The organism is Variovorax sp. GW822-FHT04A09 (genome assembly GCF_058801005.1).
The window spans coordinates 113,326-134,101 of record NZ_JBXAMV010000007.1 but is presented as its reverse complement, the minus strand read 5'-3'; the positions used below and the strand labels follow the sequence as shown (position 1 = coordinate 134,101).

The 20,776-nt window shown below is 63.7% G+C and carries 19 protein-coding genes; 5 read left to right on the top strand and 14 right to left on the bottom strand.

The features are described from left to right. Positions 1–68 precede the first annotated feature (68 nt). The gene (locus AC1RLW_RS27905; RefSeq protein WP_487848601.1) at positions 69–1,127 is read left to right on the top strand and encodes a malate/lactate/ureidoglycolate dehydrogenase; all 1,059 of its coding nucleotides are present in this window, start codon (positions 69–71) and stop codon (positions 1,125–1,127) included. Here the strand turns inward: AC1RLW_RS27905 and AC1RLW_RS27900 are convergent. The 4 genes from AC1RLW_RS27900 to AC1RLW_RS27885 form a co-directional block, all read right to left on the bottom strand. Beyond that, on the bottom strand, positions 1,124–2,008 hold the full coding sequence (locus AC1RLW_RS27900) for a DMT family transporter (protein WP_493195865.1): 885 nt from the start codon (positions 2,006–2,008) through the stop codon (positions 1,124–1,126). The genes AC1RLW_RS27905 and AC1RLW_RS27900 overlap by 4 nt on opposite strands. Before the next feature lie 187 nt (positions 2,009–2,195). Further along, positions 2,196–2,846, bottom strand: coding sequence for a nucleoid occlusion factor SlmA (gene slmA, locus AC1RLW_RS27895; RefSeq protein ID WP_062471138.1), 651 nt, complete (start codon positions 2,844–2,846; stop codon positions 2,196–2,198). Between the two features lie 88 nt (positions 2,847–2,934). Next, positions 2,935–3,828 (bottom strand): acetylglutamate kinase, encoded by an 894-nt coding sequence (argB, locus tag AC1RLW_RS27890; protein WP_062471140.1) that lies wholly within the window; start codon positions 3,826–3,828, stop codon positions 2,935–2,937. Positions 3,829–3,892: 64 nt separating this feature from the next. After that, positions 3,893–4,984: a glycosyltransferase family 4 protein gene (locus AC1RLW_RS27885; RefSeq protein ID WP_062471143.1), complete on the bottom strand. Its 1,092-nt coding sequence runs from the start codon at positions 4,982–4,984 to the stop codon at positions 3,893–3,895. 45 nt (positions 4,985–5,029) lie between these two features. Between AC1RLW_RS27885 and AC1RLW_RS27880 the strand changes: the two genes are divergently transcribed. Together AC1RLW_RS27880 and AC1RLW_RS27875 are read left to right on the top strand one after the other, a co-directional pair. Beyond that, the gene (locus AC1RLW_RS27880; RefSeq protein ID WP_492740994.1) at positions 5,030–5,788 is read left to right on the top strand and encodes a glycosyltransferase family 2 protein; all 759 of its coding nucleotides are present in this window, start codon (positions 5,030–5,032) and stop codon (positions 5,786–5,788) included. Positions 5,789–5,872: 84 nt separating this feature from the next. After that, positions 5,873–7,891, top strand: a complete 2,019-nt coding sequence (locus AC1RLW_RS27875) for an acyltransferase family protein (RefSeq protein WP_493195864.1) — start codon at positions 5,873–5,875, stop codon at positions 7,889–7,891. A 40-nt stretch (positions 7,892–7,931) separates the two neighbouring features. Here the strand turns inward: AC1RLW_RS27875 and AC1RLW_RS27870 are convergent, their stop codons facing one another. Next, positions 7,932–8,996: a glycosyltransferase family 2 protein gene (locus AC1RLW_RS27870; protein WP_493195863.1), complete on the bottom strand. Its 1,065-nt coding sequence runs from the start codon at positions 8,994–8,996 to the stop codon at positions 7,932–7,934. Between the two features lie 10 nt (positions 8,997–9,006). Continuing rightward, a complete protein-coding gene (locus tag AC1RLW_RS27865) occupies positions 9,007–10,011 on the bottom strand; it encodes a glycosyltransferase family 2 protein (RefSeq protein WP_493195862.1) in 1,005 nt (334 codons plus the stop codon). 318 nt (positions 10,012–10,329) lie between these two features. Between AC1RLW_RS27865 and AC1RLW_RS27860 the strand changes: the two genes are divergently transcribed. Both AC1RLW_RS27860 and AC1RLW_RS27855 read left to right on the top strand, forming a co-directional pair. Further along, positions 10,330–11,133 (top strand): ABC transporter permease, encoded by an 804-nt coding sequence (locus AC1RLW_RS27860; RefSeq protein ID WP_493195861.1) that lies wholly within the window; start codon positions 10,330–10,332, stop codon positions 11,131–11,133. A gap of 3 nt (positions 11,134–11,136) precedes the next feature. Next, entirely contained in the window at positions 11,137–11,838 is a 702-nt protein-coding gene (locus tag AC1RLW_RS27855) for an ABC transporter ATP-binding protein (RefSeq protein ID WP_062471155.1), read from the top strand. A gap of 142 nt (positions 11,839–11,980) precedes the next feature. Here the strand turns inward: AC1RLW_RS27855 and AC1RLW_RS27850 are convergent, their stop codons facing one another. The 8 genes from AC1RLW_RS27850 to AC1RLW_RS27815 all read right to left on the bottom strand — a co-directional run bounded on the left by AC1RLW_RS27850 (position 11,981) and on the right by AC1RLW_RS27815 (position 20,773). Then, positions 11,981–14,026 carry a hypothetical protein gene (locus AC1RLW_RS27850; RefSeq protein WP_493195860.1) on the bottom strand — a complete coding sequence of 682 codons (2,046 nt, stop codon included), beginning with the start codon at positions 14,024–14,026 and terminating at the stop codon, positions 11,981–11,983. Positions 14,027–14,103: 77 nt separating this feature from the next. Beyond that, complete coding sequence (locus tag AC1RLW_RS27845) at positions 14,104–15,270, bottom strand: glycosyltransferase (RefSeq protein ID WP_493195859.1); 1,167 nt, start codon at positions 15,268–15,270, stop codon at positions 14,104–14,106. Further along, the gene (locus AC1RLW_RS27840) at positions 15,270–16,631 is read right to left on the bottom strand and encodes a rhamnosyltransferase WsaF family glycosyltransferase (RefSeq protein ID WP_493195858.1); all 1,362 of its coding nucleotides are present in this window, start codon (positions 16,629–16,631) and stop codon (positions 15,270–15,272) included. Before AC1RLW_RS27840 ends, AC1RLW_RS27845 begins: the two co-directional genes overlap by 1 nt. An 85-nt stretch (positions 16,632–16,716) precedes the next feature. Next, positions 16,717–17,655 carry a glycosyltransferase family 2 protein gene (locus AC1RLW_RS27835; RefSeq protein WP_493195857.1) on the bottom strand — a complete coding sequence of 313 codons (939 nt, stop codon included), beginning with the start codon at positions 17,653–17,655 and terminating at the stop codon, positions 16,717–16,719. Further along, positions 17,652–18,017 carry a GtrA family protein gene (locus tag AC1RLW_RS27830; RefSeq protein ID WP_493195856.1) on the bottom strand — a complete coding sequence of 122 codons (366 nt, stop codon included), beginning with the start codon at positions 18,015–18,017 and terminating at the stop codon, positions 17,652–17,654. The genes AC1RLW_RS27835 and AC1RLW_RS27830 overlap by 4 nt, the downstream gene beginning before the upstream one ends. A gap of 1 nt (position 18,018) precedes the next feature. Further along, complete coding sequence (locus tag AC1RLW_RS27825) at positions 18,019–18,936, bottom strand: transketolase family protein (protein ID WP_493195855.1); 918 nt, start codon at positions 18,934–18,936, stop codon at positions 18,019–18,021. After that, positions 18,936–19,784: a transketolase gene (locus AC1RLW_RS27820; protein ID WP_493195854.1), complete on the bottom strand. Its 849-nt coding sequence runs from the start codon at positions 19,782–19,784 to the stop codon at positions 18,936–18,938. The genes AC1RLW_RS27825 and AC1RLW_RS27820 overlap by 1 nt, the downstream gene beginning before the upstream one ends. Beyond that, a complete protein-coding gene (locus AC1RLW_RS27815) occupies positions 19,742–20,773 on the bottom strand; it encodes an NAD-dependent epimerase/dehydratase family protein (RefSeq protein WP_493195853.1) in 1,032 nt (343 codons plus the stop codon). Before AC1RLW_RS27815 ends, AC1RLW_RS27820 begins: the two co-directional genes overlap by 43 nt. Positions 20,774–20,776 lie beyond the last annotated feature (3 nt).

The window sequence follows — 20,776 nt, the reverse complement described above, 5'->3', positions numbered from 1 at the left end:
AGCCCCTGCCCGCCCGCCCCTTCGGCCACCGCCACGCCATCACCTTGAACGCAAGAGGAGCCTGATCCATGTCCAGAACCCTGCCGGCCGACGGCCTGCAAGCCAACGTCGCCCGCATCCTCGAAGCGGCGGGCAGCAGCACCGCCGAAGCGCAGCAGGTGGCCGCCAACCTCGTGCTGGCCAACCTCAGCGGGCACGACTCGCACGGCGTGGGCATGCTGCCGCGCTACATCGATGCGGTGGCCGAAGGCGGCCTCGTGCCCAACGCGGCCGTGAAGGTCAACCTCGACATCGGCACGCTGATGGGCCTGGACGGCCAGCACGGCTACGGGCAGATCGTCGGCGTGCAGGCGATGGAGCTCGGCATCGCGCGCGCGAAGCAGCACGGCAGCTGCATCTTCACGCTCGCCAACGCGCACCACCTGGGGCGCATCGGCCATTTCGCGGAAATGGCAACGGCGCAGGGGCTGGTGGCGATGCACTTCGTCAACGTGCTCTCGCGGCCCGTGGTAGCGCCCTGGGGCGGCGGCGACGGGCGCTTCGGCACCAACCCGTGCTGCATCGGCATTCCGCTGGCGGGCGCCGAGCCCTTCGTGCTCGACTACGCGACCAGCCGCGTGGCGCAGGGCAAGATGCGCGTGGCCCACAACAAGGGCGAGCAGGTGCCCGACGGCTACCTGATCGACGAGCGCGGTGCGCCCACCAACGACCCGGGCGTGGTCGTGGTGCCGCAGGGCAACGGCCTGTTCGGCGCGCTCATGACCTTCGGCGAACACAAGGGCTACGGCATGGCGGTGGCGTGCGAGCTGCTGGGCGGCGCGCTCACGGGCGGCGGCACCTGGCACCGGCCGGCGGACACGGCGCGCACGGTGCTCAACGGCATGCTGACGGTGCTGATCGACCCCGTGAAGCTCGGCACGCAGAAAGCCTTCGACGAGGAGGCACGCGAGTTCATCGGCTGGCTGCGGCAAAGCCCGCCGGGCCAGGGCTTCGAGGCCGTGCAGATCGCGGGCGAGCCGGAGCGCCGGGCGCGCGCGGCACGCCGGCGCGACGGGGTGTGGGTCGATGACGCGACCTGGGGCGAGATCGTCGCCGCCGGCGCCAAGGTGGGCGTGGCCCTGAACTAACGCCGCGTCGCCTGGCGCGACTTCTGGCTCAGCACCAGCGCGATGCCGCCCAGGATCGCCACCGAGGCGAGCGCCAGCCGCGGCGTGATCGCTTCCGACAGGAACAGCACGCCGCCGAACGCCGCCAGCAGCGGCACCGACAGCTGCACGGTGGCCGCGCGCAAGGCCGACAGCCGGCCCAGCGCCGCGTACCAGACGACGTAGCCGAGCCCCGAGGTCAGCGCGCCGGAGGCCACGGCCAGCGCGACGCCGCGCGCATCGGCGTGCGCGCGCGTTGCGAACACAAGACTCAATGCCAGGGCCAGCGGCACGGCGCGCAGGAAGTTGCGCGCGGTCGCGGCCAGCGGGTCGGCCACGCCCCGGCCGCGCAGCGAATACACGCCCCACGCCACGCCCGCCACCGCCATCAGCACGGCGCCCAGCAGCGGCGGCGCGGCAACGCCCGGCGACACCAGGTAGACGAGTCCGGCCGCCGCAAGGACAAAGCCGCACCACGCCAGCACCCCGAAGCGCTCGCCGCCGCCCAGGCCCGCGCCCAGCATCGTGAGCTGCACCGCGCCGAAGAGGATCAGCGCGCCCGTGCCCGCCGGGAGGCTGAGGTAAGCGAAGGAGAAGAACGCGACGTACGCGAACAGCATGACGGCCGGGAGCCAGCCGGTGTGCCCGAGGGCGGACGGCTGCGCCCGGAAGCGCACGACGAGCGCCAACGTGATCGCCCCGGACGCGAGCCGGATGCTGCCGAAGCTGGCGGGGTCGATGCCGCCGTGCTGCAGCGCGAGCCTGCACAGCAGCGAGTTGGCCGCGAACGCGACCATGGCGACGGCGGTGAGCACGACGGCGTGCAGGAGAAGGGCCGGGCGGGCGGCGGCGGCGTCAGGCATGGCGCGCCCCGGAAGGCCAGCGGCGGCGGGAAGGACAAGCACTCATGCGAGCCTCCGATCCAGAGGTCATGCGAAACGGGCTTGTCACCGCGGCACCGCGTGGCGGCAAGGGAGGAAATCGATCGTACGCGCCGCAAGGGGCCGCGTCGAGTTCAGCGTTGCGGCGCCGGACTTGCCGGCAAGGCCGTCAAACGATCAGGGCGATCGTGGCTTCCAGGTGTTCGGACGGCGCGCGGCGGAAACCCGAGCGCGCAAAGCGCTGCAGCTGCCCGACCACGAAGGCCGTGAGCGCCGCGGCGCGCACCTGGGCGTCGACGCTGGGCGTGGCCGAGCCGTCGGCGGCGGCCGCGCCGCGCAGCACCTGGCGCAGCGTGGCCTCGATCTTGTCGAAGAACTGGTTCATGCGCTGCTGCAGGCGCTCGTTCTCGAACACCAGCGCGTCGCCGACCATGACGCGCGTCATGCCGGGGTTGCGCTCGGCGAACTGCACGAGCAGCACGAGGATGCGGGCCGCCTGCTGGCTGCCGGTGGCGCCTTCGCGCTCGAGGATCTGGTTGACCAGCGTGAAGACGCTCTGCTCGATGAAGTCGATGAGGCCCTCGAACATCTGGGCCTTGCTCGCGAAGTGGCGGTACAGGGCCGCCTCGCTCACCTCGAGCCGCGCGGCCAGCGCGGCGGTGGTGACCCGCTCGGCACCGGGCTGCTCCAGCATGGCGGCCAGCGCCTGCAGGATCTGCACGCGCCGCTCGCCCGGCTTGGGGCGCTTGCGCGTCGGTGCGGCGGCGGGCGTGTCGGCCGGGGTCTCTACGCCGGGGGCAGCTGTCTCTTCGTTCTGCATGGGAGCGCGTGCAAAGATGTAATCAATTGATTCTCGCACAGCGCAGTGAGCGCGCGCCTTCCGCCGACGGAAGGCGCGCGGAGGGCGCTCAGCGCGCCCGGATCATCGTGCCGTAGGCCTGGTCGGTCAGGATCTCGAGCAGCATCGCGTGCGGCACGCGGCCGTCGATGATGTGCACCGCGTTCACGCCGCTCTTGGCCGCGTCGAGCGCGCCTTCGATCTTGGGCAGCATGCCGCCCGAGATGGTGCCGTCGGCGAACAGGTCGTCGATTTCGCGCGCGCTCAGGTTGGTGAGCAGGTTGCCGTTCTTGTCCAGCACGCCGGGCGTGTTGGTCAGCAGCATGAGCTTCTCGGCCTTGAGCACGGTGGCCAGCTTGCCGGCGACGACGTCGGCGTTGATGTTGTAGCTCTCGTTCTCCTCGCCGAAGCCGATGGGGCTCACGACGGGAATGAAGGCGTCGTCCTGCAGCGCCTTGACCACGCTGGGGTCGATGGAAACGATGTCGCCGACCTGGCCCACGTCGTGGTGCACGTTCGGGTCGGTGCGGTCGGCCAGCTTGAGCTTCTGCGCGCGAATGAGGCCGCCGTCGCGCCCCGTGAGGCCCACGGCCTTGCCGCCGGCCTGGTTGATCAGGCCCACGATGTCCTGCTGCACCTCGCCGGCCAGCACCCATTCGACGACTTCCATGGTCTCGGCGTCGGTCACGCGCATGCCTTGCACGAAGCTGCCCTTCTTGCCCAGCTTGTTCAGCGCGGCCTCGATCTGCGGGCCGCCGCCGTGCACCACCACCGGGTTCATGCCGACCAGCTTGAGCAGCACCACGTCTTCGGCGAAGTCGGCCTGCAGCGCCGGGTCGGTCATGGCGTTGCCGCCGTACTTGATGACGATGGTCTTGCCGTGGAACTTGCGGATGTACGGCAGCGCCTGGGCCAGGATCTCGGCCTTGTCGCGCGGAGGGATGTTGAGGACGGGGTCGGTCATGGGCGGTCAGGCTCCAAAGCGGTGGACGATGGGAAGAATTCTCGCAACAAGGCGGCGCCGGCGGTCAGGGCCGCAGCCAGCGCGGGACCTTGAAGCGCACGATCATCAGGTACGCCCCGACGTAGGTCGTGACGAACAGAAGGCAGAACAGCATCAGCACGAAGGTGTTGTTCCAGAACAGCACCGCGGGCACCACCGACAGCGCGGCGAACATCCACAGGTAGGGCGAGGTGCGGTTGTTGCGCGCCAGCAGCTGGCGCGCCTCGTCGTCCGCGAAGGCCACACGCACGATGCGCCGGAAGATCAGCTGGTGGAAGTGCAGCGCGTCGGCCGTGCCCGGCGACTGGCCGCGGGCCAGCTTGCGGTAGATGGAAAACAGCGTCTCCCACACCGGGTAGATCAGCAGCAGCATCGGGAACCACGGCGACACCACGCGGTGACGCTGCACCAGCGTCACGCAGGCCACGGCGATCACCATGCCCCAGACGTAGGCGCCGCCGTCGCCGGCGAAGATCTTGCCGCGCGGGTAGTTCCAGACCAGGAAGCCGAAGGTGGCGCCGACCAGGCAGATCACCATCGCGGCCAGTTGCCGGTCGCCCAGCTGCAGCGCGACGTGCGAGATCGCCAGGCACACGAGCACGGCCACGGTGCCCGCCAGCCCGTTGTAGCCGTCGATGATGTTGAAGGCATGCGGCAGGCCGCCGATGGCCAGGGCCGCGAAGACCAGCGAGGCATAGGGCAGCAGCGCGAGCCAGCCGTCGAGCGTCTCGAAGCCGGTGCGCGCCACGCCCAGCCCCTGCACCCAGCACACCAGCAGCGCCGAGCCGATCGTCAGGCCCAGCCGGTAGCGCACCTTGACCTGCTGCGTCACGTCTTCGACGATGCCGCCGAGCACGGCGGGCAGGATGCACACCAGCGTGAGCATCGAGGACTTGAGCGGCCAGGCGATGTTCAGCGGCTCGATCAGGCCGGCGCCCAGCCAGGCCGCGCTCATGCCGAGCATGATGCCGGCCCCGCCCAGGCGCGGCACGTGGCCCTTGTGGAAACGCTGGGGCATGTCGGCGCCGTAGCGGCGCGCGTGTCTGCGCGCGCGGCGCATGAACAGCTGCACCGCGATGGCGGAGACGAAGAAACTGAGGATGATCAGGGCAATCATGAGTGGGGTTGGGGGAACCCTAGAATTCCCGAGCGAAATTAGACCATGCCCACGCCCCCTTCTTCACCCCACGCCCCGGTCACCCTGTCGATCGTGAGCCACGGCCAGCTCGCGCTGGTGCTGCCGCTGCTCGAGCAGCTCGACCGCCACAGCCGGAACGCGATCGCCAAGGTCGTGCTCACGCTGAACATTCCCGAGGCCGACCTGATCGCAGGACGCCAGTGGGGCTTTCCGATCGAGCGCATCGAGAACGCGGCGCCCCTGGGCTTCGGCGCCAACCACAACCAGGCCTTCGCGCGCTGCGACACGCCCTGGTTCCTGGTGCTCAACCCCGACATCCGCTTTGACGCCGACGTGCTCGCCCCGATGCTCGCCCAGGCCGCGCCCGACGCCGGCCTGATGACGCCGCGCATCCTGGAGTCGGGCCGGCCCGAGCCCGAGCCGCACCGCGCGCTGCTGACCCCCTTCGAGATCCTGGGCCGCAAGAAGCCCGGCTACCAGCCGCCGACCGTGCCGGCCTGGATTCCCGGCCTGTTCATGCTGTTTCGCAGCGAGGCCTACCGCAAGATCGGCGGCTTCGACGAACGCTTCTTCATGTACGGGGAAGACTTCGACATCTGCGCCCGCACCCGCCTGGCCGGCTGGAAGCTCCAGGTGACCGAAGACCTGCGCGCGCGCCACGACGCCCAGCGCGCCAGCCACCGCAGCAAGAAGTACCTGTACTGGCACGTGACCAGCCTGCTCAAGGTGTGGCTGTCGGGCGCTTTCTGGCGCTACTGGCGGCTGCAGCGCGCCGCCGCCTGAAAAGGCACGGCGGCGTTTGCGAGGACAATCGGGGCCGAAAAGCCCCGCACGAAAAGCCCGCTAGCGCCGCTTTCAGCACCGACGATGACGACCACGAGCAGCCCGACCTCCCTCCCCGAACACGCCCACCTGGTTCACCCGAAATACCGCCCGGACATCGACGGGCTGCGCGCTGTCGCGGTGCTGTCGGTGCTCGGCTACCACGCGTTCCCGCAGTGGATCAAGGGCGGCTTCATCGGCGTCGACATCTTCTTCGTCATCTCGGGCTTCCTGATCACCACCATCATCCTGGGCAGCTTCCAGGGCGACGGCTTCAGCTACCGCGAGTTCTATGCGCGGCGCGTGAAGCGCATCTTCCCGGCTCTGGCGCTGGTGCTGCTGGCCACCATGGCCTTCGGCTGGTTCGCCCTGCTGCCGCACGAATGGGAACAGCTGGGCAAGCACGTGGCCGCGGGCGCAGGCTTCGTGTCGAACTTCGCCTTCTGGAACGAGGCCGGCTACTTCGACAACGCCGCCGAGACCAAGCCGCTGCTGCACCTGTGGTCGCTGGCCATCGAGGAGCAGTTCTACATCTTCTGGCCCGTGCTGCTGGGCCTGGCCTGGAAGCGCAAGTGGCGCATGCTCACGGTGCTCGGCACGGTGGCGGCGATGTCGTTCCTGCTCAACGTGACGACCATCCACAGCCACCGCACGGCCGCGTTCTATTCGCCGCTGTCGCGCTTCTGGGAACTGATGATCGGCGGCATGCTGGCCTACGCGCGGCTGCACCGCCCGCCACCGAAGCCAGGCTGGAGCCGCCACGCGCAGTCGATCGCCGGCCTCGTGCTGATCGTGCTGGGCCTGTGCTACATCCGCGGCGGCAAGGCCTTCCCCGGGTTCTGGGCCATCCTGCCGTCGGTAGGCGCCTTCTTCTGCATCGCCGCCGGACCGAGCGGCGTGCTCAACCGCTATGTGCTCGCGTCCAGGCCGATGGTCTGGGTCGGGCTGATCAGTTACCCGCTCTACCTCTGGCACTGGCCGCTGCTGGCCTATGCGCGCATCCTGGAAGGCAAGCTGCCTTCCGACGGCATCCGCGCGCTGATGCTGGTGGCGTCGTTCGTGCTGGCGTGGCTGACCTACCGGTTCGTCGAGCGCTACACGCGCCGCAGCGAGAACCCGACGGTGACGGCGGGGCTGGTGGCCGTGATGATCGGCTTCGTCGTGCTCGGCCTGCTGGCGACCACGCGCTACTACGTCGGCCGCCACAGCGATCCGTACTTCAACAAGACCGCCGCGGCCGCCAAGGACTGGGCCTACCCGGACGGCCTGAGCCCGATCAAGGTCGACGGCGAGGTGCTGCAGCAGATCGGCCAGGGCAAGCGGCGGGTGCTGTTCTTCGGGGACAGCCACGTCGAGCAGTACGGGCCGCGCGCCGTCGAGCTCTCCAAGACCTCGCCAGGCACGCTCGATTCGCTCTCCTTCGTGACGTGGGGCGCCTGCCCGCCGATTCCCAACGTGGTCGACGAGCAGAACAACCTCTGCGGCGAACGCCGCGACGGCGGCATGCGGCTGGCCATGAGCGACCGGTTCGACGCCGTCGTCTTCGGCGGCTGCTGGAACTGCTACTTCACCGAGACCGGCAAGCCCAACGCCGAGAACGCAGCGGCCGACCGCTACTACTTCTTCGACGGCAAGGACAAGCGGCGCTTCATGGGCGGCGGCGGCGTGGACTTCTCGCTCAACATGCTCGAGACCGTGCTGACCACCTTGTCCAAGCACAAGCAGGTCTACCTGCTGCTGGACAACCCGGTCGGCGAGGGCTTCGGCCCCGAGGAGTTCATCAAGGGCGGCCGCCTGGGCGACATGCAAGTGGGCAAGATGTCGCCCACCGCCCCCTGGGACCCGCGGCAGAAGGCGCTGCACGAGCGCATGCGGCAGATCGCGCAGCGCAGCGGCGCCATCGTGATCGACCCGATCCCGAGCCTGTGCCAGAAAGACTGGTGCACCCGCGCCGATGCCGACGCCACGCCGATCTACAAGGACGCAGGCCACCTGCGCGCCGAGTACGTGCGCTCGCACGCCACCTACATGGACCCGGCGATGACCTCGGCGCCGGCCCGCTGAGGACCAGGCCGCGGCGGCCTGCGGGCCGCCGCGGCGCGCATCAGGACTTGTAGACCTTGCGCAGGCTGCGGATGATCGGCAGCTTCGTCAGCGCGCCGATGAAGCGCACCATGCCCGGCGTGCTCCGACGCAGCAGGAACAGCGTGATCCACAACCGCAGCTTCTTCTTGCGACCCACGTACGGGTTCGCGAAGACGATGGCCGCGTAGTCGTCGAGCACCGCCGTCATCTCGCCGCGGTACTGGTCGTCCTTCTTGATGGCCTCGATCGCCTCGTTCACGAAGAACAGCTGGAAGCGCGGCATCAGGTATTCGCGCAGGTAGTAGCGGCCGCGCTGGTGCTCGTCGGGGAACATCTGCAGCAGCTTCTTGAAGTACTTGAAGCGGCTGCGCACCATGCGGATGCCGAACGAGGTGCTGGCCGTGTGGATGCACCAGACCGTCACCGCCTTGTCCACGAAGTGATTGCTGTAGCCCTTGCGGAAGATGCGCAGGAACAGGTCGTCGTCCTCGTAGCCCATGAACTGCGAGTCGAAGCCGCCCACCGCGTCGAAGGCCTTGCGACTCACGAGCGCGGCCGAGGGCAGCACGAACATGTCGTAGCGCAGCAGGTCGAAGATGCTGCGCTTCGGGTGCTGTGCGTGGTCCTTGATGACGCCGGTGCGGATCACGTTGCCGTCGCCGTCCGCCTCGTACAGGTCGGCGTAGATGTAGCCGAACAGGCGGTCGTCCCACGGGATCGACGACACCAGCGTCTCGATGTGGTTCGGCAGGTAGAAGTCGTCCTGGTCCAGGAAGCAGATGTACTCGGAGGTCGACGCCGCCACGCCCGCATTGCGCGCCGAGCCCTGGCCGCCGTTCTCCTTGTCGAGGATGCGGAACGGATAGCGGGCCGCCAGCCCGTCGAGCGCGGCGCGCTCCTCCGGGCGCGAGCCGTCGTTGACCACGATCACCTCGTGCGCGGGCACCGACTGCTCGAACACGCTCTTCACCGAGCGCTCGATGAAATCGGCGCCGTTGTAGAACGGAATGATGACCACGACGTTCGGCCAGGCCGTCGGCTCGCCGGGCCGGGATGAGTTCGCGGGGACGTTGGTTGGGTTCATTGTTGTTGTGTCAGACGGATTCGAAAAGATCGCGGACCACGCCGCGCACCCCGCGGCCGAACTTGTCGTAGCGACCGGTCATGGCCTCGCGCAGGATCGGCACGCACCGGGCCAGGCGCGAGGCCGGCAAGGCGGCGCGGAAGCGCTGGTGCACGATCTTGCTGCGCACCTTGTCGATGATCTCGGGGGGCACGCGATCGCCGAGCTGGAGCAGACGCTCCAGCAACAGCTCGGCCTTGATCGCGCGCTCGACGTGCGTGTTGCCGCGCGAGGCGAGCGCCTTGCGCACCTTTTCCTTGTAGGTGTCGCGGCGGGCGCCGATCTGGTTGGATTCGTGCTGGCGGTATTCGATGAGCGGCTCTTCCAGCAGGTCGACCCGCGACGTCGTCGACGCAATGATGGCCAGCCATTCGTCGTGCACCCACTCGACGGGCAGCGGCAGCGCATCGGCGAGCAGCGCACGACGGAAAACCGTGGTGGCGCCGGTCACGAGGTTGCGGCGCAGGAACACATCGAACGCCCGGCCCGTGTGGATCCGCTCGAGCTCCGACGGTGTGACCTCCAGCGCATGGAACAGCGTGTTGCCCAGGTCGCGGCCTTGGGAATCCACGAGGCGCGCGTCGGTGTGCAGCAGCCAGAGGTTGTCGTCCTGCACGAAGGGCGCCACCATCCGCTCGAGCCGGTCGGGCACCCACACGTCGTCCTGGTCGCTCAACGCGATCAGGTCGCCGGTGCAGGCCGAGATGGCCTGTTCGAAGTTCTTGACGACCCGCAGGGCCACGGGGTTCTCGAAGACCCGCAGGGCGATGGGCGGCCCGGGGCGTTCCGCCGCGCATTCGGCCACCGTGGCACGCACGACATCGACCGAGCCGTCGCGCGAGGCATCGTCGGACAGCACGACCTCGATCGGCGGCCGGGTCTGCAGGCAGATGCTGCGCACCTGCTCGCGCAGGAAGCGGGCGCCGTTGTAGGTGCACAGGGCGACGGAGACTTCGAGAGGACGGGGATTGCGCATGGGTGGATCGTTTTTCTGTCGGGCATGCTGCCGATGGCAGCCGCAGCCCGTCCGATCGGGGGAGCGGTGGGCTCTTCCATGGTTACGAATTGCAGGGGAACCGGAGCCGGTAAAATTATCTCTCAGTTGATACTCTGAATAAAATGCGCGGGCTCGCACGAGCACCGTCCCGGCCCATCCGGCCATAGCCCTCCAAGAAATCCCGCTTGACCCCCTCGGCCACGAAGCGCTTTTGCTCATCGCCGTTTCACGCGGCGGTGGGAACCTGACCCTGCACATCGGCATCCGCATGGCAGACAAAGACACTGACGCACACGCATGAGCCAAGTTCATTCCAATCTCCATCGAAGCGCCCTGGCCGACTGGTGGGAAGGCACCCGCCGCACCGACATCTGGTGGACGCTGGCCTGGTTCGACGTGGTGCTGCGCTATCGCCGCTCCATGCTGGGGCCGCTGTGGCTCACGCTGAGCATGGGCATCATGATCGGCGGCATGGGCCCGCTGTATGCCTCGCTCTTCGGCACCCAGCTGGACAAGTTCTTCCCGCACCTGGCGCTCGGCGTCATCTTCTGGGGTTTCTTCTCCGCGATCGTCACCGATGCCTGCAACGCCTTCGTCGGCGCCTCCAACTACCTGAAGCAGGGCTACTTTCCCATCAGCCTCTTCGTGTGGCGAGGCCTGGGACGCAACCTGATCCAGTTCGCCCACCAGATCGTGCTGTACATCCCCGTCGCCCTGTGGGCCGGCGTCTCGCTGTCGTGGTCGGTTCTCCTGGTCATTCCGGCCTTCCTGATCCTCATCGTCAACGCCCATGCGCTCGGCCTGCTGCTGGGCCTCATCTGCACCCGCTACCGCGACGTGACGCAGATCATCACCAGCATCATGCAGATGCTGATGTTCCTCACCCCCGTGTTCTGGCTTCCCGAGAACCTCCCGGGCCGCGCCAAGTACGTGCTGTGGAACCCCTTCGCGCAGATGCTCGACCTGTTGCGCACCCCGCTGATGGGCGGCGAGGCCCATCTCCACAGCTGGATCGGTATCGGCGTGTGGACCGTGTTGTGCCTGACCGCCGCGAGCGTGATGTTCGTCAAATACCGTCGCCGCGTCGTTTACTGGCTCTGATCCATGGCATCCATTTCACTCAAGAACGTTTCGGTCAGCTTCCCCATCTACGGGGCCGGCTCGGTGTCACTCAAGAAGACGCTGGCGGCCTCCGTCACCGGCGGGCGCTTCGGCAAGGAAACCGGCGTCACCGTGGTGCAGGCGCTCAGCGGCCTCAACCTCGAACTCAAGAGCGGCGACCGGCTGGGCCTGATCGGCCACAACGGCGCGGGCAAGTCGACGCTGCTGCGCACGCTGGCGGGCGTCTACGAACCGTCGTCGGGCGAGTTCACGCGCCAGGGCTCCGTGGCCAGCTTGATCGACCCCGCACTGGGCATCGAGATGGACGCCACCGGCATCGAGAACATCATGCTGCGCGGCCTCGTCATGGGCATGAGCAAGAAAGAGGTCGACCGGCTCACGCCCGACATCTGCGAATTCAGCGGCCTGGGCGAGTACGTCAACATGCCCGTTCGCACCTACTCGACCGGCATGATGATGCGGCTGGCGTTCTCCATTTCGACCAGCGTCGAGGCCGACATCCTGCTGATGGATGAATGGCTGTCGGTGGGCGACGCCGCCTTCACCGAGAAGGCAGAGAAGCGGATGCGCGACGTGGTGTCCAAGTCGGGCATCCTGGTGCTGGCCTCGCACTCGCCCGAGCTGATTGCCAAGGAATGCAATCGCGTGATCCACATGGAACACGGGCGGATCGTCGAAAGCTAGGACGGCACGGCGCGGGCTCGCCGCCCCGATATTCCAACTGTTGTCTGCGGTCAGCGAATCGCGACTGGATCATGAGACACAGTCTTCGTCGTGGCACGGAGCCACATCGGTGCTGAATGCGATTACGCCAGCGGCGGTGACGTTACGGTTTGGCCTGCAGGAAAAGCATCGTTTCCGGCGTATTGCGGCCTTTGATTTCGTAGTTGGCAAGGACATTGCCAAGATCCATGTTCAGCCCGGGGTTCGAGAATCCGCCCACACCGAGAAATACGCATTCAAGACGTCCTTTGACAAAGGCTTCGACGATAGCTTGCTGGTCGCTCTTGAGCAGGATTTCCACGATGCCCGGCCCCTTGAGGGGCGACGCAAGCCCTGACTCGGCATAGTAGATGCCTTGACGCTGGGAAAGAATCAGGCATTCACGCCTGCCAATGCTATGTGCCCTGATCAGATCGAGTTCACTCGCAACGAACGGCTCTTCGACTTGCCCGTGCGTTTCCAGTTGAGCCCAAACCTTCGTGAGCAGAAACGGTACTCTGCTCACGAAGCTGGCTGCCGCCAGCAGAAGCATTGCGACTGCAACAACGGGCAGAACCAGTTGCACGCGTGGCAATACCTTTGCTCGCACGCCACGAAGCAAGTCGTCCGCCCCACATGCGGCGAGCACCACAGCAGGCCAGCAAACTGTGACAAGGTTCAAGATGTGCGCACGACCGGCGTAGTACACAAACAGACCGAGCCCCAACATGCTGAGATAAAACATCACGTCTGCCCGAACTTGAGCGCCACGCCGCCGCCAGATGCCGAGGGAAACAACCACCCCGGCAAGGTATACGCCCAAGACCGACATCCAAGGATGCACTTTGGTCGGCAATGGAAGCATCATGAGACCAAGTTCGACAAAGATTCGCTGGTACTCGAACAACGCACGAAGATTGAGCGGGCCGCCAGCCTTCAGAACCATCACGGCGAGCGATGCGCTCACGACCGCCGTAGCGACGACCGCGTGAATGGCAATTGCTGCAGCGAAGGAGCGCGAAGTCCAACGGTTGCGCAATTCGTTGGGAGGCTTTGACCACGGAAAGAGGATCATTGCCCATTGCGCCACGAGATAGGCACCGAACGCAACAACGATAAAGAGCCCCGAATCGACGTTCCAGAGCAGACCGATGGCCGAGAGCAGCGATACCGCTGCACATCGCAATAGCGTCCGTCTGCACGCAAACCAATAGAACGCAAGCACGGACATTGCTGGCCAGAAGAATCGAATGGGCCAGTACTGGTAGTAGCGCTCATCGATGCCGGCGAAGTACAAGACCGTCTCGAACGTCACCATCACAAGTGCAAGGCCCGCCAGCAGCAGCAGCAACCGGCTCCTCACAAGCTTGGAAGTGACAAAAAACAGTCCAGCCATTGACGTCACCTGCATCAATGCAAAGAGAACGCTCAACTTCAGCACCGAGAGTCCCACGACACAGAACAGCGGAGCCAGCATGTGCGGGAACAGCCCGTATTGGGACGGCAAGTCAGCAAGCAGCGTCTTCCCAGCAACCACTTGGCTCAGCGCGAAAAAGACCGGGTCGGCATGCGTCGACCAGACACCACTTCGCGTAACCGACGCAAAGCTGACAACCCGCCAAGACAACAACTGAAGCAGAACAGTTGCACCAAAGATCAACCAGGCCAAAAGCAATGCGTTCCCGCGCCTCGCGCCAGACAGGCGCACTCGCTCAACCCGAGCAAACCATACACACCACCCTATCGCCACGACAAGGCTCGCAGCAACTCGAAGACCCATGTGCGGATTGATCGCGCCATATCGACCGAGCAGCGTGACGACGAAGTCAGAGCCGAAAAACGGCAAGTAGAGCATCAAGGCGACAAACCATGGCAACGATGACGCAAACGGCCGCGCTGTCAAATGCTCAAAGTTGGGAGCCTTCAATGTGACCACGACCGCCAACACCGGTATCGTGACGGCAAGCAATCCAAAAACAAAACGCTCGGTTGGCTTCGGCGCGATGTAGTCCTTGTACGCGTCGATGATCAAGCTGGCAGAAGATGCAATATTTGACGGCTGAGCGTCTATCGCCATAACCAAGGCGACTGCCAGCAACACGGTGCCAATCGCCAAAAAGATGAAGATGGTCTGCGCCCGAACCGTGTCTTGGTGGAGAAATTTCGTCAAGTTCGGCCGTCGTCGTTCATTGGGGTTGTGGCGATCTATTGAACGAGAAAAGCCATCACTCTGCAGGACATTTCAACTCAGATGAGTTGCAGTGCTCGAAGGATGGTGGCGCCTTGGTGCTGCCATCCAAACTTTAGCAGCGCGTCACGCTTGGCTTCGGTCGCCATCTCTTCATAGGACTCACTTCGGTCTATGGCGCTCAAGATTGACGCGGTCCATTCGTGGGCTTTCGCCAAGTAGCCGTTCTCGCCCTCGCGAATAGCGCCGCGGTAAGTGAAGCTCGGCGATGCAATGCTCAGAGTACCAACGCTGGCCGCCTCAAAGTACTTCAGTTCGGATTTGCAGTCAGTGAACGCGTTTGATTGCAGCGGCATCAGATTGAACTCGACTGTTCCCAGCAGACGCTGGAGGTTCACGTAATCGTGAAAAGGCTGTCGACTGACGCGATCAGCAAACTCTCGCATTCTGGGGCCATGCTCGATGTAACCAACCACCATGACTTCCACGTTCGGGCGCTGTGAAAGTACTTCGGCCAATGCCGGCTCCACGATGGCGTAGTCAAGTCGGTGCGACGGCGATCCGCTGAAATAGCCAAGACAGATCTTCTCGCTGCCGACAAAGCGCATGCGCTGCTTGGCAGCAAAGACATCTTCCGCGACGGCGAGCTGCTCCTTGTTCATGAAGTTTGGCACGACGGACGCCGGAAGGCCGGAGTAATCCGAAATCTTCTGTGCAAGAAACTCGTTGGTGGTGATGGCGCCGTCGCAAAGACGCAGCGTCTGGCCCATGCGCGCGATCATCGCAAACCAATCGTCCCAAAGCCCCTTCTGTGTGACGTCAAGGCCCAGCGTGGCAACCACCAGGTGCGCATAGTCGGTGTCGAAAACCAGGTCATCGACATCGAACAGCACGCGCTTGCGGCGTGCGCGGAACTTGCTGATCAATCCGTTGACCCGATGGCAATAGCGCGAACGACAAATTACCAGCATGTCTGCAGCATCTGCAATCTCATCGAAGCGCGCTACATCCGACAGGAAAAAATAGCTTGCCGAGACATTGCCCCCGTCAGCCTCATTGAGCACCTGGGCCATGTTGTAGGCACGGTAGCGGAAGGTGCTGTTGTTCGGCTCTTCGTAGAAGTAGGCGACGCGAACCTTGCGGCGATGCAGCATCGCCAGCCGCGCCGAGAGCGGCAGAAGCCACGGGTCCGAATAGGGAACCTGAGGAATGTCCAGAGAAAACATTAGCGCGCCGCTGTGAGCAACTGGAGCGTTTCCTCGAACGCTGCGGCCCAGTCTGCGCCGAGTGCGTTGGCCGAGAAGTTGCGGCGGCGCGTTTGCTGGTCCTCAGCAAGCGCTACACCAGTTCGAAGAGCCTCCACCAATGCCTCGGTATCGAGTTCGGCGCAAATGATATTGCGCGAGTAGTTGGACAGGTCCTGCTTGTTGGCGAACTTGTTGGTCACCACGATCGCACCACTCGCAGCCAGATCCAGGGGCGGATAGCTCGGGTGCGGCGTGTACATCAAGGAAAGCCCAAGGTCGATCGTTCCGGCAAGATCGGCGTAGGCTTTCCATTCCAGGCCCTCACAGCGCTGGGGCACATAACCGTCGCCGAATGTCACATTCGGGATGTCTTTTCCAACAAGAAACACCTCCCACTCATTGAGATCGAGAACGCCTTGATTGATCGCACGATCAATCACATCGAGGCCGATGTGAAAAAGATTGCGCGGATTGTTCTGTCGCGCATAGAAAAAGAAACGCTTCTTTTCGCCCGGAACACGCTCACGCTCGTGGAACAGCGTTTTCGGGAATGCAGGCTCGAACCAACTCGCGCTGCGGTTCAAATTCTCCAAGCCAGATGCAATGAGGTGGTCGTACAGCAGTTGCGTGTTGATAACAAATCGAATGTCCTGGGTAGAGAGCACACGCTCACATTGGACCCGCTGCTCGCCAAAGGGATAGAACATCCGTTCGTCCTCTTGGAGGAGGTAGATGATCGAAGCGCGCGGAACGCTGGGCAACGTTGCGGCTGTTGTCCACCAGGAGGTCGTGATGAACAGCTCGTCCGGATGAATATCCAACCCCGGGACCGCAGGGCCGGTTTGCGGTTTTTCTGAAGCGACCTCTAAGCCGGACACCACGGGTGGCAAGAATGCAAACTGGACTTCATGAGTCAACTCGATGCCATACGCCCCCAGGATCTGTGCAACGTTCGACGGCGAGGGCTCTTCGGTACGGGTCACAATTCGCAGTGTGGCACTCAACCGATTGGCCAGCTGTGCCGCTAACAGCATGGCCGTGCCAACGCCGCCAAACAGGCTGCCGCGACCAATACTGTCGGTAATCAGGCTGATTCTTCGCGTCGAGGAAGCCGGTATCAGGAAAGTTTCCAAGGGCTGAATCGCCAAGAAGTACCCAGCCGTAACGTCGTTCGCCTTCACGATCGGGTCGACCGCGTTGATGGCAGCAGCTGCCTCCCCCCCTCCCAGAATGGGTCGCCCGGCTACCGCACGCCCCAGTTTGGCACGAACCAGTCGCACAACGGCCCCTGTGCCCTGCTCCTTCCAAAACGAAAAAAACCTTCTCACTCGCTCGTTCATCGCTCCGATTTCCTTGTTCTATATCGCTGGGGCTACGCTTTCACGCACCACACCCCATCGTCTATTCGGGCGTGGCATTTCTCATTCAGGGCTGATCGAAGTTTAGGCGTTCGCGCTCTACAACCAACGGGCGTTTCATGACGTGCGTAAGAATCGCACCGACGTACTCCCCCAGCAATCCGATGAAGAACAACTGTACGGAGGCGAAGAAGAACATGCCGATAAGAATCGGCGCCAACCCGGCCGAAAACTGACTCCAGAAGACGACTTTCAACAGAAGATAGAGCAACGAAACAGCAAGACTGAGGCCGGAAAGGGCGAACCCGGCCATCGTCGCGATGCGCAAGGGAACCCTCGAATGCGAGGTAATCCCAAGCATCGCGATGTCGTAGAGGGTATAGAAATTGTTCTTGGTGATGCCGCGTTTTCGGCGCGGCTGGTTGTAGGACACCTGCACCGCTTCGAAACCCACCTCGGAAACCAGCCCGCGCAGATAGGGGTACGGATCGTCAATGCGGCGAAGCACCTCCAGCACCTGTCTGTCGTAGAGGCCGAAGCCAGTGAAGTTCTGAATCAGCTTGACATCTGCGATGCGTGTCACCGTCCGATAGTAGGCCCTGCGAATTGCGAACATCAGTCCGGATTCGTCTGCGGAGGGTTTGACGCCCACCACCAGCTTCGCGCCCTGCAGCCATTTTCCAACGAACTCCTTCATGAGTTCAGGGGGATCCTGCAAATCAGCTACTAGCAAAATCGCTGCGTCCCCACCCGCCTGCAGCAGTCCGTGAAAAGGCGAGCGGATATGACCGAAGTTCCGCGCATTCAGAATGACCTTGACGCTTGAGTCCGTCGCCGCCAATTCGCGCAGAAGGCCTGGCGTCTTGTCCGTGGAAGCGTTATCGATGAACAGGTGCTCATAAGTCACCCCCTCGATGGTCGCAAAGACCGCTCGGACCTGGCGGTAAACCTCTTCGACGTTGTCTTCCTCGTTGTAGCAAGGCGTGACGACGGTGATATGTTTCATGACATTCCAAAAACGAATCGACGCTGCAGCACAAACGAGATCAGCGCCAAAGGAAGGATGACCAAGGCATTTGCAACATAGACGTTAAGCCCTGCACGCAGCAACAGTGCCACCGCACCGATGTTGATCAGATACACCAGAACGTAGGCAGCAACGAAGCGCCAGAGCAACGACAGCGGCGCACCACCAAAAACCAACCGCCCGGTACTTTGAAAGTTGAACGCAACACCAACGATCGTGGCCAACCCGATGGCCAACGGGTAAGGCAACCCCGCCCAGGAGAGCACTGCAAAAAGCGCGTAGCCGACAACCGTGTTCAGGCCGCCAACCACGAGGAAGCGAAGTAGCTGCGAATTCAACACTTCACGCGACTTTCCATTTCTCGGCGAAAGGCAGTACACGTTCACGCACTGTCGCAAGGTCGAGTCCATGCTCGCGCATCGCATGTACGTGACTGCCGCAGGTTTCGGAGAAGCGCTCGCCGATACCAATGCGAAGAACAGGACGCGGTGCAAGTTCGGAGATTGCCTCAAGCACGGCACCGCCTAAGCCCCCCACCGCGGAATGCTCCTCCAACGTAACGAACGCCGAAGCACTTGCGGCCATCTCCGTCAGCTGACTTGCATCAAGTGGCTTGATCCACGGCGCGCTCCAGACCGAGGCACCTAACTCGTCGCCCAACGCACAAGCTGTCTTCACCATAGAGCCGGTCGCAATGAGATTGACGGAGTGGCCGCCCTTGCGAACCTGTACCAAGCCACCGCGCCGAAGTTGCGGCGGAGCTTCGTGGACTGCTCCGATGTCGGCCTTGCCCATACGGAAGTACACCGGGCTCTTCTGCGCCAGCGCCATTCTCATACCGACCGTCAACTCGTGCGCATCGCACGGAGACATGATGTCGATGTACGGAACCGCACGAAGACACGCAATATCCTCAAAGCTCTGGTGACTCGTCCCCAGCGTGCTGTAAACCAGACCTGCTCCGTCACCCGTGAAGATCACCGGCAACTGTTCGTAGCAAACGTCGATCTTGATCTGCTCGAGCACGCGTACCGGCACGAACGCACTCAGCCCATAGACGATGGGGCGAAGGCCGGCCTTCGCCAGCCCGGCGGCCACCCCGACCATGTTTTGCTCGGCGATTCCCGCATTGATGTACTGATTCGGACAACGCTTACGAAATTCGTCAAACAGCGCGTAGCCGTGATCTCCGGTCAGAAGAATCACCCGCTCGTCATTGGTCGCCGCTTCGATCAGCGCGTTGGAAAATGCGGCTCTCATTAGGGTGCTCCTCCGAGCTCGTGCAGCGCTTGCGCGTAGAGATCTTGGTTCAGGCGGGAGTAATGCCAAGCATTGACGTTCTCCATATAAGAAACGCCTTTCCCTTTGACCGTTTGCGCCACCAGCGCTTTGGGACGCCCGCTCTTAACGGACTCCAATTTTTCGATGGCGGCCGATATGGCATCCATGTCATGCCCATCGACTTCCAGCACGTCGAAGTCGAACGCCGAAAACTTCGCGCTGATGCTCCCGAGTTGCATCACTTCGTCGGTGGCCCCCATTGCCTGGAAACCGTTGGCATCGACGATGACCATGAGGTTGTCCAGCTTTGCATGAGCGGCGAAGAGCATCGCCTCCCAGATAGCGCCCTCGTTAATCTCGCCATCACCGACGATGGCGTAGCACTTTTGCCCAGTCTTTCCGCGTGCGGCCGCCAGCGCGAGTCCAACGCCGACCGAGAGCCCGTGCCCCAAGGTGCCGGAGGTCACTTCGCATCCCGGTACATGTGCATCCGAGAGTCCTTTGAGTCGAGAGCCGTCGTGAAAGTAAGCATCGATGTCGTTGCGACCAATCCATCCCAATTCGTACAGGCAAGCATATTGCGCCATGACTCCATGGCCTTTGCTCAGCACCAGATAGTCTCGCGAAGGATCGTCGGGATTGGACGCGTCGTAGCGCATGTGATGGCTATAAAGACGTGACAGCAGTTCGATGATCGAGAACGCGCAGCCCAGGTGGACGGCGTTGCCCGCAAACGCCATCTCGACCACGGTCCTGCGCAGGCTGGAAGGGTTGAATTGAGGTTTCATGTTGGAGCGTTTGATAAGGAGCTTGACGCCTTTTTCCATGCGAGCGTTCGTTGAATTCCCTCTTCGAGATCAACCGCATTGCGCAGCCCAAGCTCAGTGGATGCCCGTCGCAAGTCCGGCACATAACAGGAACCGGCAAGACTCGGCACGGCTTGCCCGGCGACACGGACAGGCACGCCAGAGCCAACGAGTCGGGTGATCTCTGTAGCCAGTTCTGCGATTGTGACTTTCGCGTCACTGCCGATGTTGTAGGTGCGGCCGGACGCGCCCAACACCAGACCACTGAGCAGCCAGCGCACCATGTCGCCTGCGTACTGGTATGTACGCACGGCCTCCCCAGTCCCCTGCACCACGATGCCGCCGCCGCTCGCGGCCCTCTCGATGAACTGGGCAGCCGCCGAGCCGCTCGAAGGCTGCAGGCAAGGACCGATGAACGCGAAGCACCGTGCGATCAGCACGTCGAAAGGCCAATCCTGCATGACCACCGCTTCCGCGCGACGCTTCGCACGCGTGTAGTCGTTGGCGGTCTCATCGTCGTTCCACGTCAACTCTTCCGCCAGCGGCACAGGCTGAGCTTGTGCGCCATAGACGGCACCCGAGCTGACATGCAGCAAACGCTGAACACCACTGGTCGCTGCAAATTCGCAGACTCTGCGTGCACCAGCATCGGCGAGTCGCACAAGCTCACCGCCGCCCGACTGCGGAGAAGCCACCGGCAACGCGGCATGAATGACCAACGAGAACTTGCCAGTCGGAAATTCGAAGTCGACAACATCGCCCCGAACAAGGCTCACAGCCGATGCATTGGCCAAGTGCGCACTGGAACGTGCAAACCTGTCGGGTTCGCGCGTCAGCACCGTCAACGCCAGACCAAGCTCCATCTTGCGGTCGGCGTGCAGCAGGCACTCCAACAACCACTTGCCAACGAAGCCGGTGCCGCCAGTAATGAAGACTGTTTGCCCGCGCAAACCTTCCCACACTTCATCCGACGTCAGGCGCAGGACCTCTTCGAGATCCTGCGTCGACACCGG

Excerpts from the sequence above, each read along its gene's own strand:
- AC1RLW_RS27905 (WP_487848601.1), top strand. The coding sequence starts at position 69 with ATGTCCAGAACCCTGCCGGCCGACGGCCTGCAAGCCAACGTCGCCCGC.
- AC1RLW_RS27900 (WP_493195865.1), bottom strand. The coding sequence starts at position 2,008 with ATGCCTGACGCCGCCGCCGCCCGCCCGGCCCTTCTCCTGCACGCCGTC.
- slmA (WP_062471138.1), bottom strand. The coding sequence starts at position 2,846 with ATGCAGAACGAAGAGACAGCTGCCCCCGGCGTAGAGACCCCGGCCGAC.
- argB (WP_062471140.1), bottom strand. The coding sequence starts at position 3,828 with ATGACCGACCCCGTCCTCAACATCCCTCCGCGCGACAAGGCCGAGATC.
- AC1RLW_RS27885 (WP_062471143.1), bottom strand. The coding sequence starts at position 4,984 with ATGATTGCCCTGATCATCCTCAGTTTCTTCGTCTCCGCCATCGCGGTG.
- AC1RLW_RS27880 (WP_492740994.1), top strand. The coding sequence starts at position 5,030 with ATGCCCACGCCCCCTTCTTCACCCCACGCCCCGGTCACCCTGTCGATC.
- AC1RLW_RS27875 (WP_493195864.1), top strand. The coding sequence starts at position 5,873 with ATGACGACCACGAGCAGCCCGACCTCCCTCCCCGAACACGCCCACCTG.
- AC1RLW_RS27870 (WP_493195863.1), bottom strand. The coding sequence starts at position 8,996 with ATGAACCCAACCAACGTCCCCGCGAACTCATCCCGGCCCGGCGAGCCG.
- AC1RLW_RS27865 (WP_493195862.1), bottom strand. The coding sequence starts at position 10,011 with ATGCGCAATCCCCGTCCTCTCGAAGTCTCCGTCGCCCTGTGCACCTAC.
- AC1RLW_RS27860 (WP_493195861.1), top strand. The coding sequence starts at position 10,330 with ATGAGCCAAGTTCATTCCAATCTCCATCGAAGCGCCCTGGCCGACTGG.
- AC1RLW_RS27855 (WP_062471155.1), top strand. The coding sequence starts at position 11,137 with ATGGCATCCATTTCACTCAAGAACGTTTCGGTCAGCTTCCCCATCTAC.
- AC1RLW_RS27845 (WP_493195859.1), bottom strand. The coding sequence starts at position 15,270 with ATGTTTTCTCTGGACATTCCTCAGGTTCCCTATTCGGACCCGTGGCTT.
- AC1RLW_RS27840 (WP_493195858.1), bottom strand. The coding sequence starts at position 16,631 with ATGAACGAGCGAGTGAGAAGGTTTTTTTCGTTTTGGAAGGAGCAGGGC.
- AC1RLW_RS27835 (WP_493195857.1), bottom strand. The coding sequence starts at position 17,655 with ATGAAACATATCACCGTCGTCACGCCTTGCTACAACGAGGAAGACAAC.
- AC1RLW_RS27825 (WP_493195855.1), bottom strand. The coding sequence starts at position 18,936 with ATGAGAGCCGCATTTTCCAACGCGCTGATCGAAGCGGCGACCAATGAC.
- AC1RLW_RS27820 (WP_493195854.1), bottom strand. The coding sequence starts at position 19,784 with ATGGAAAAAGGCGTCAAGCTCCTTATCAAACGCTCCAACATGAAACCT.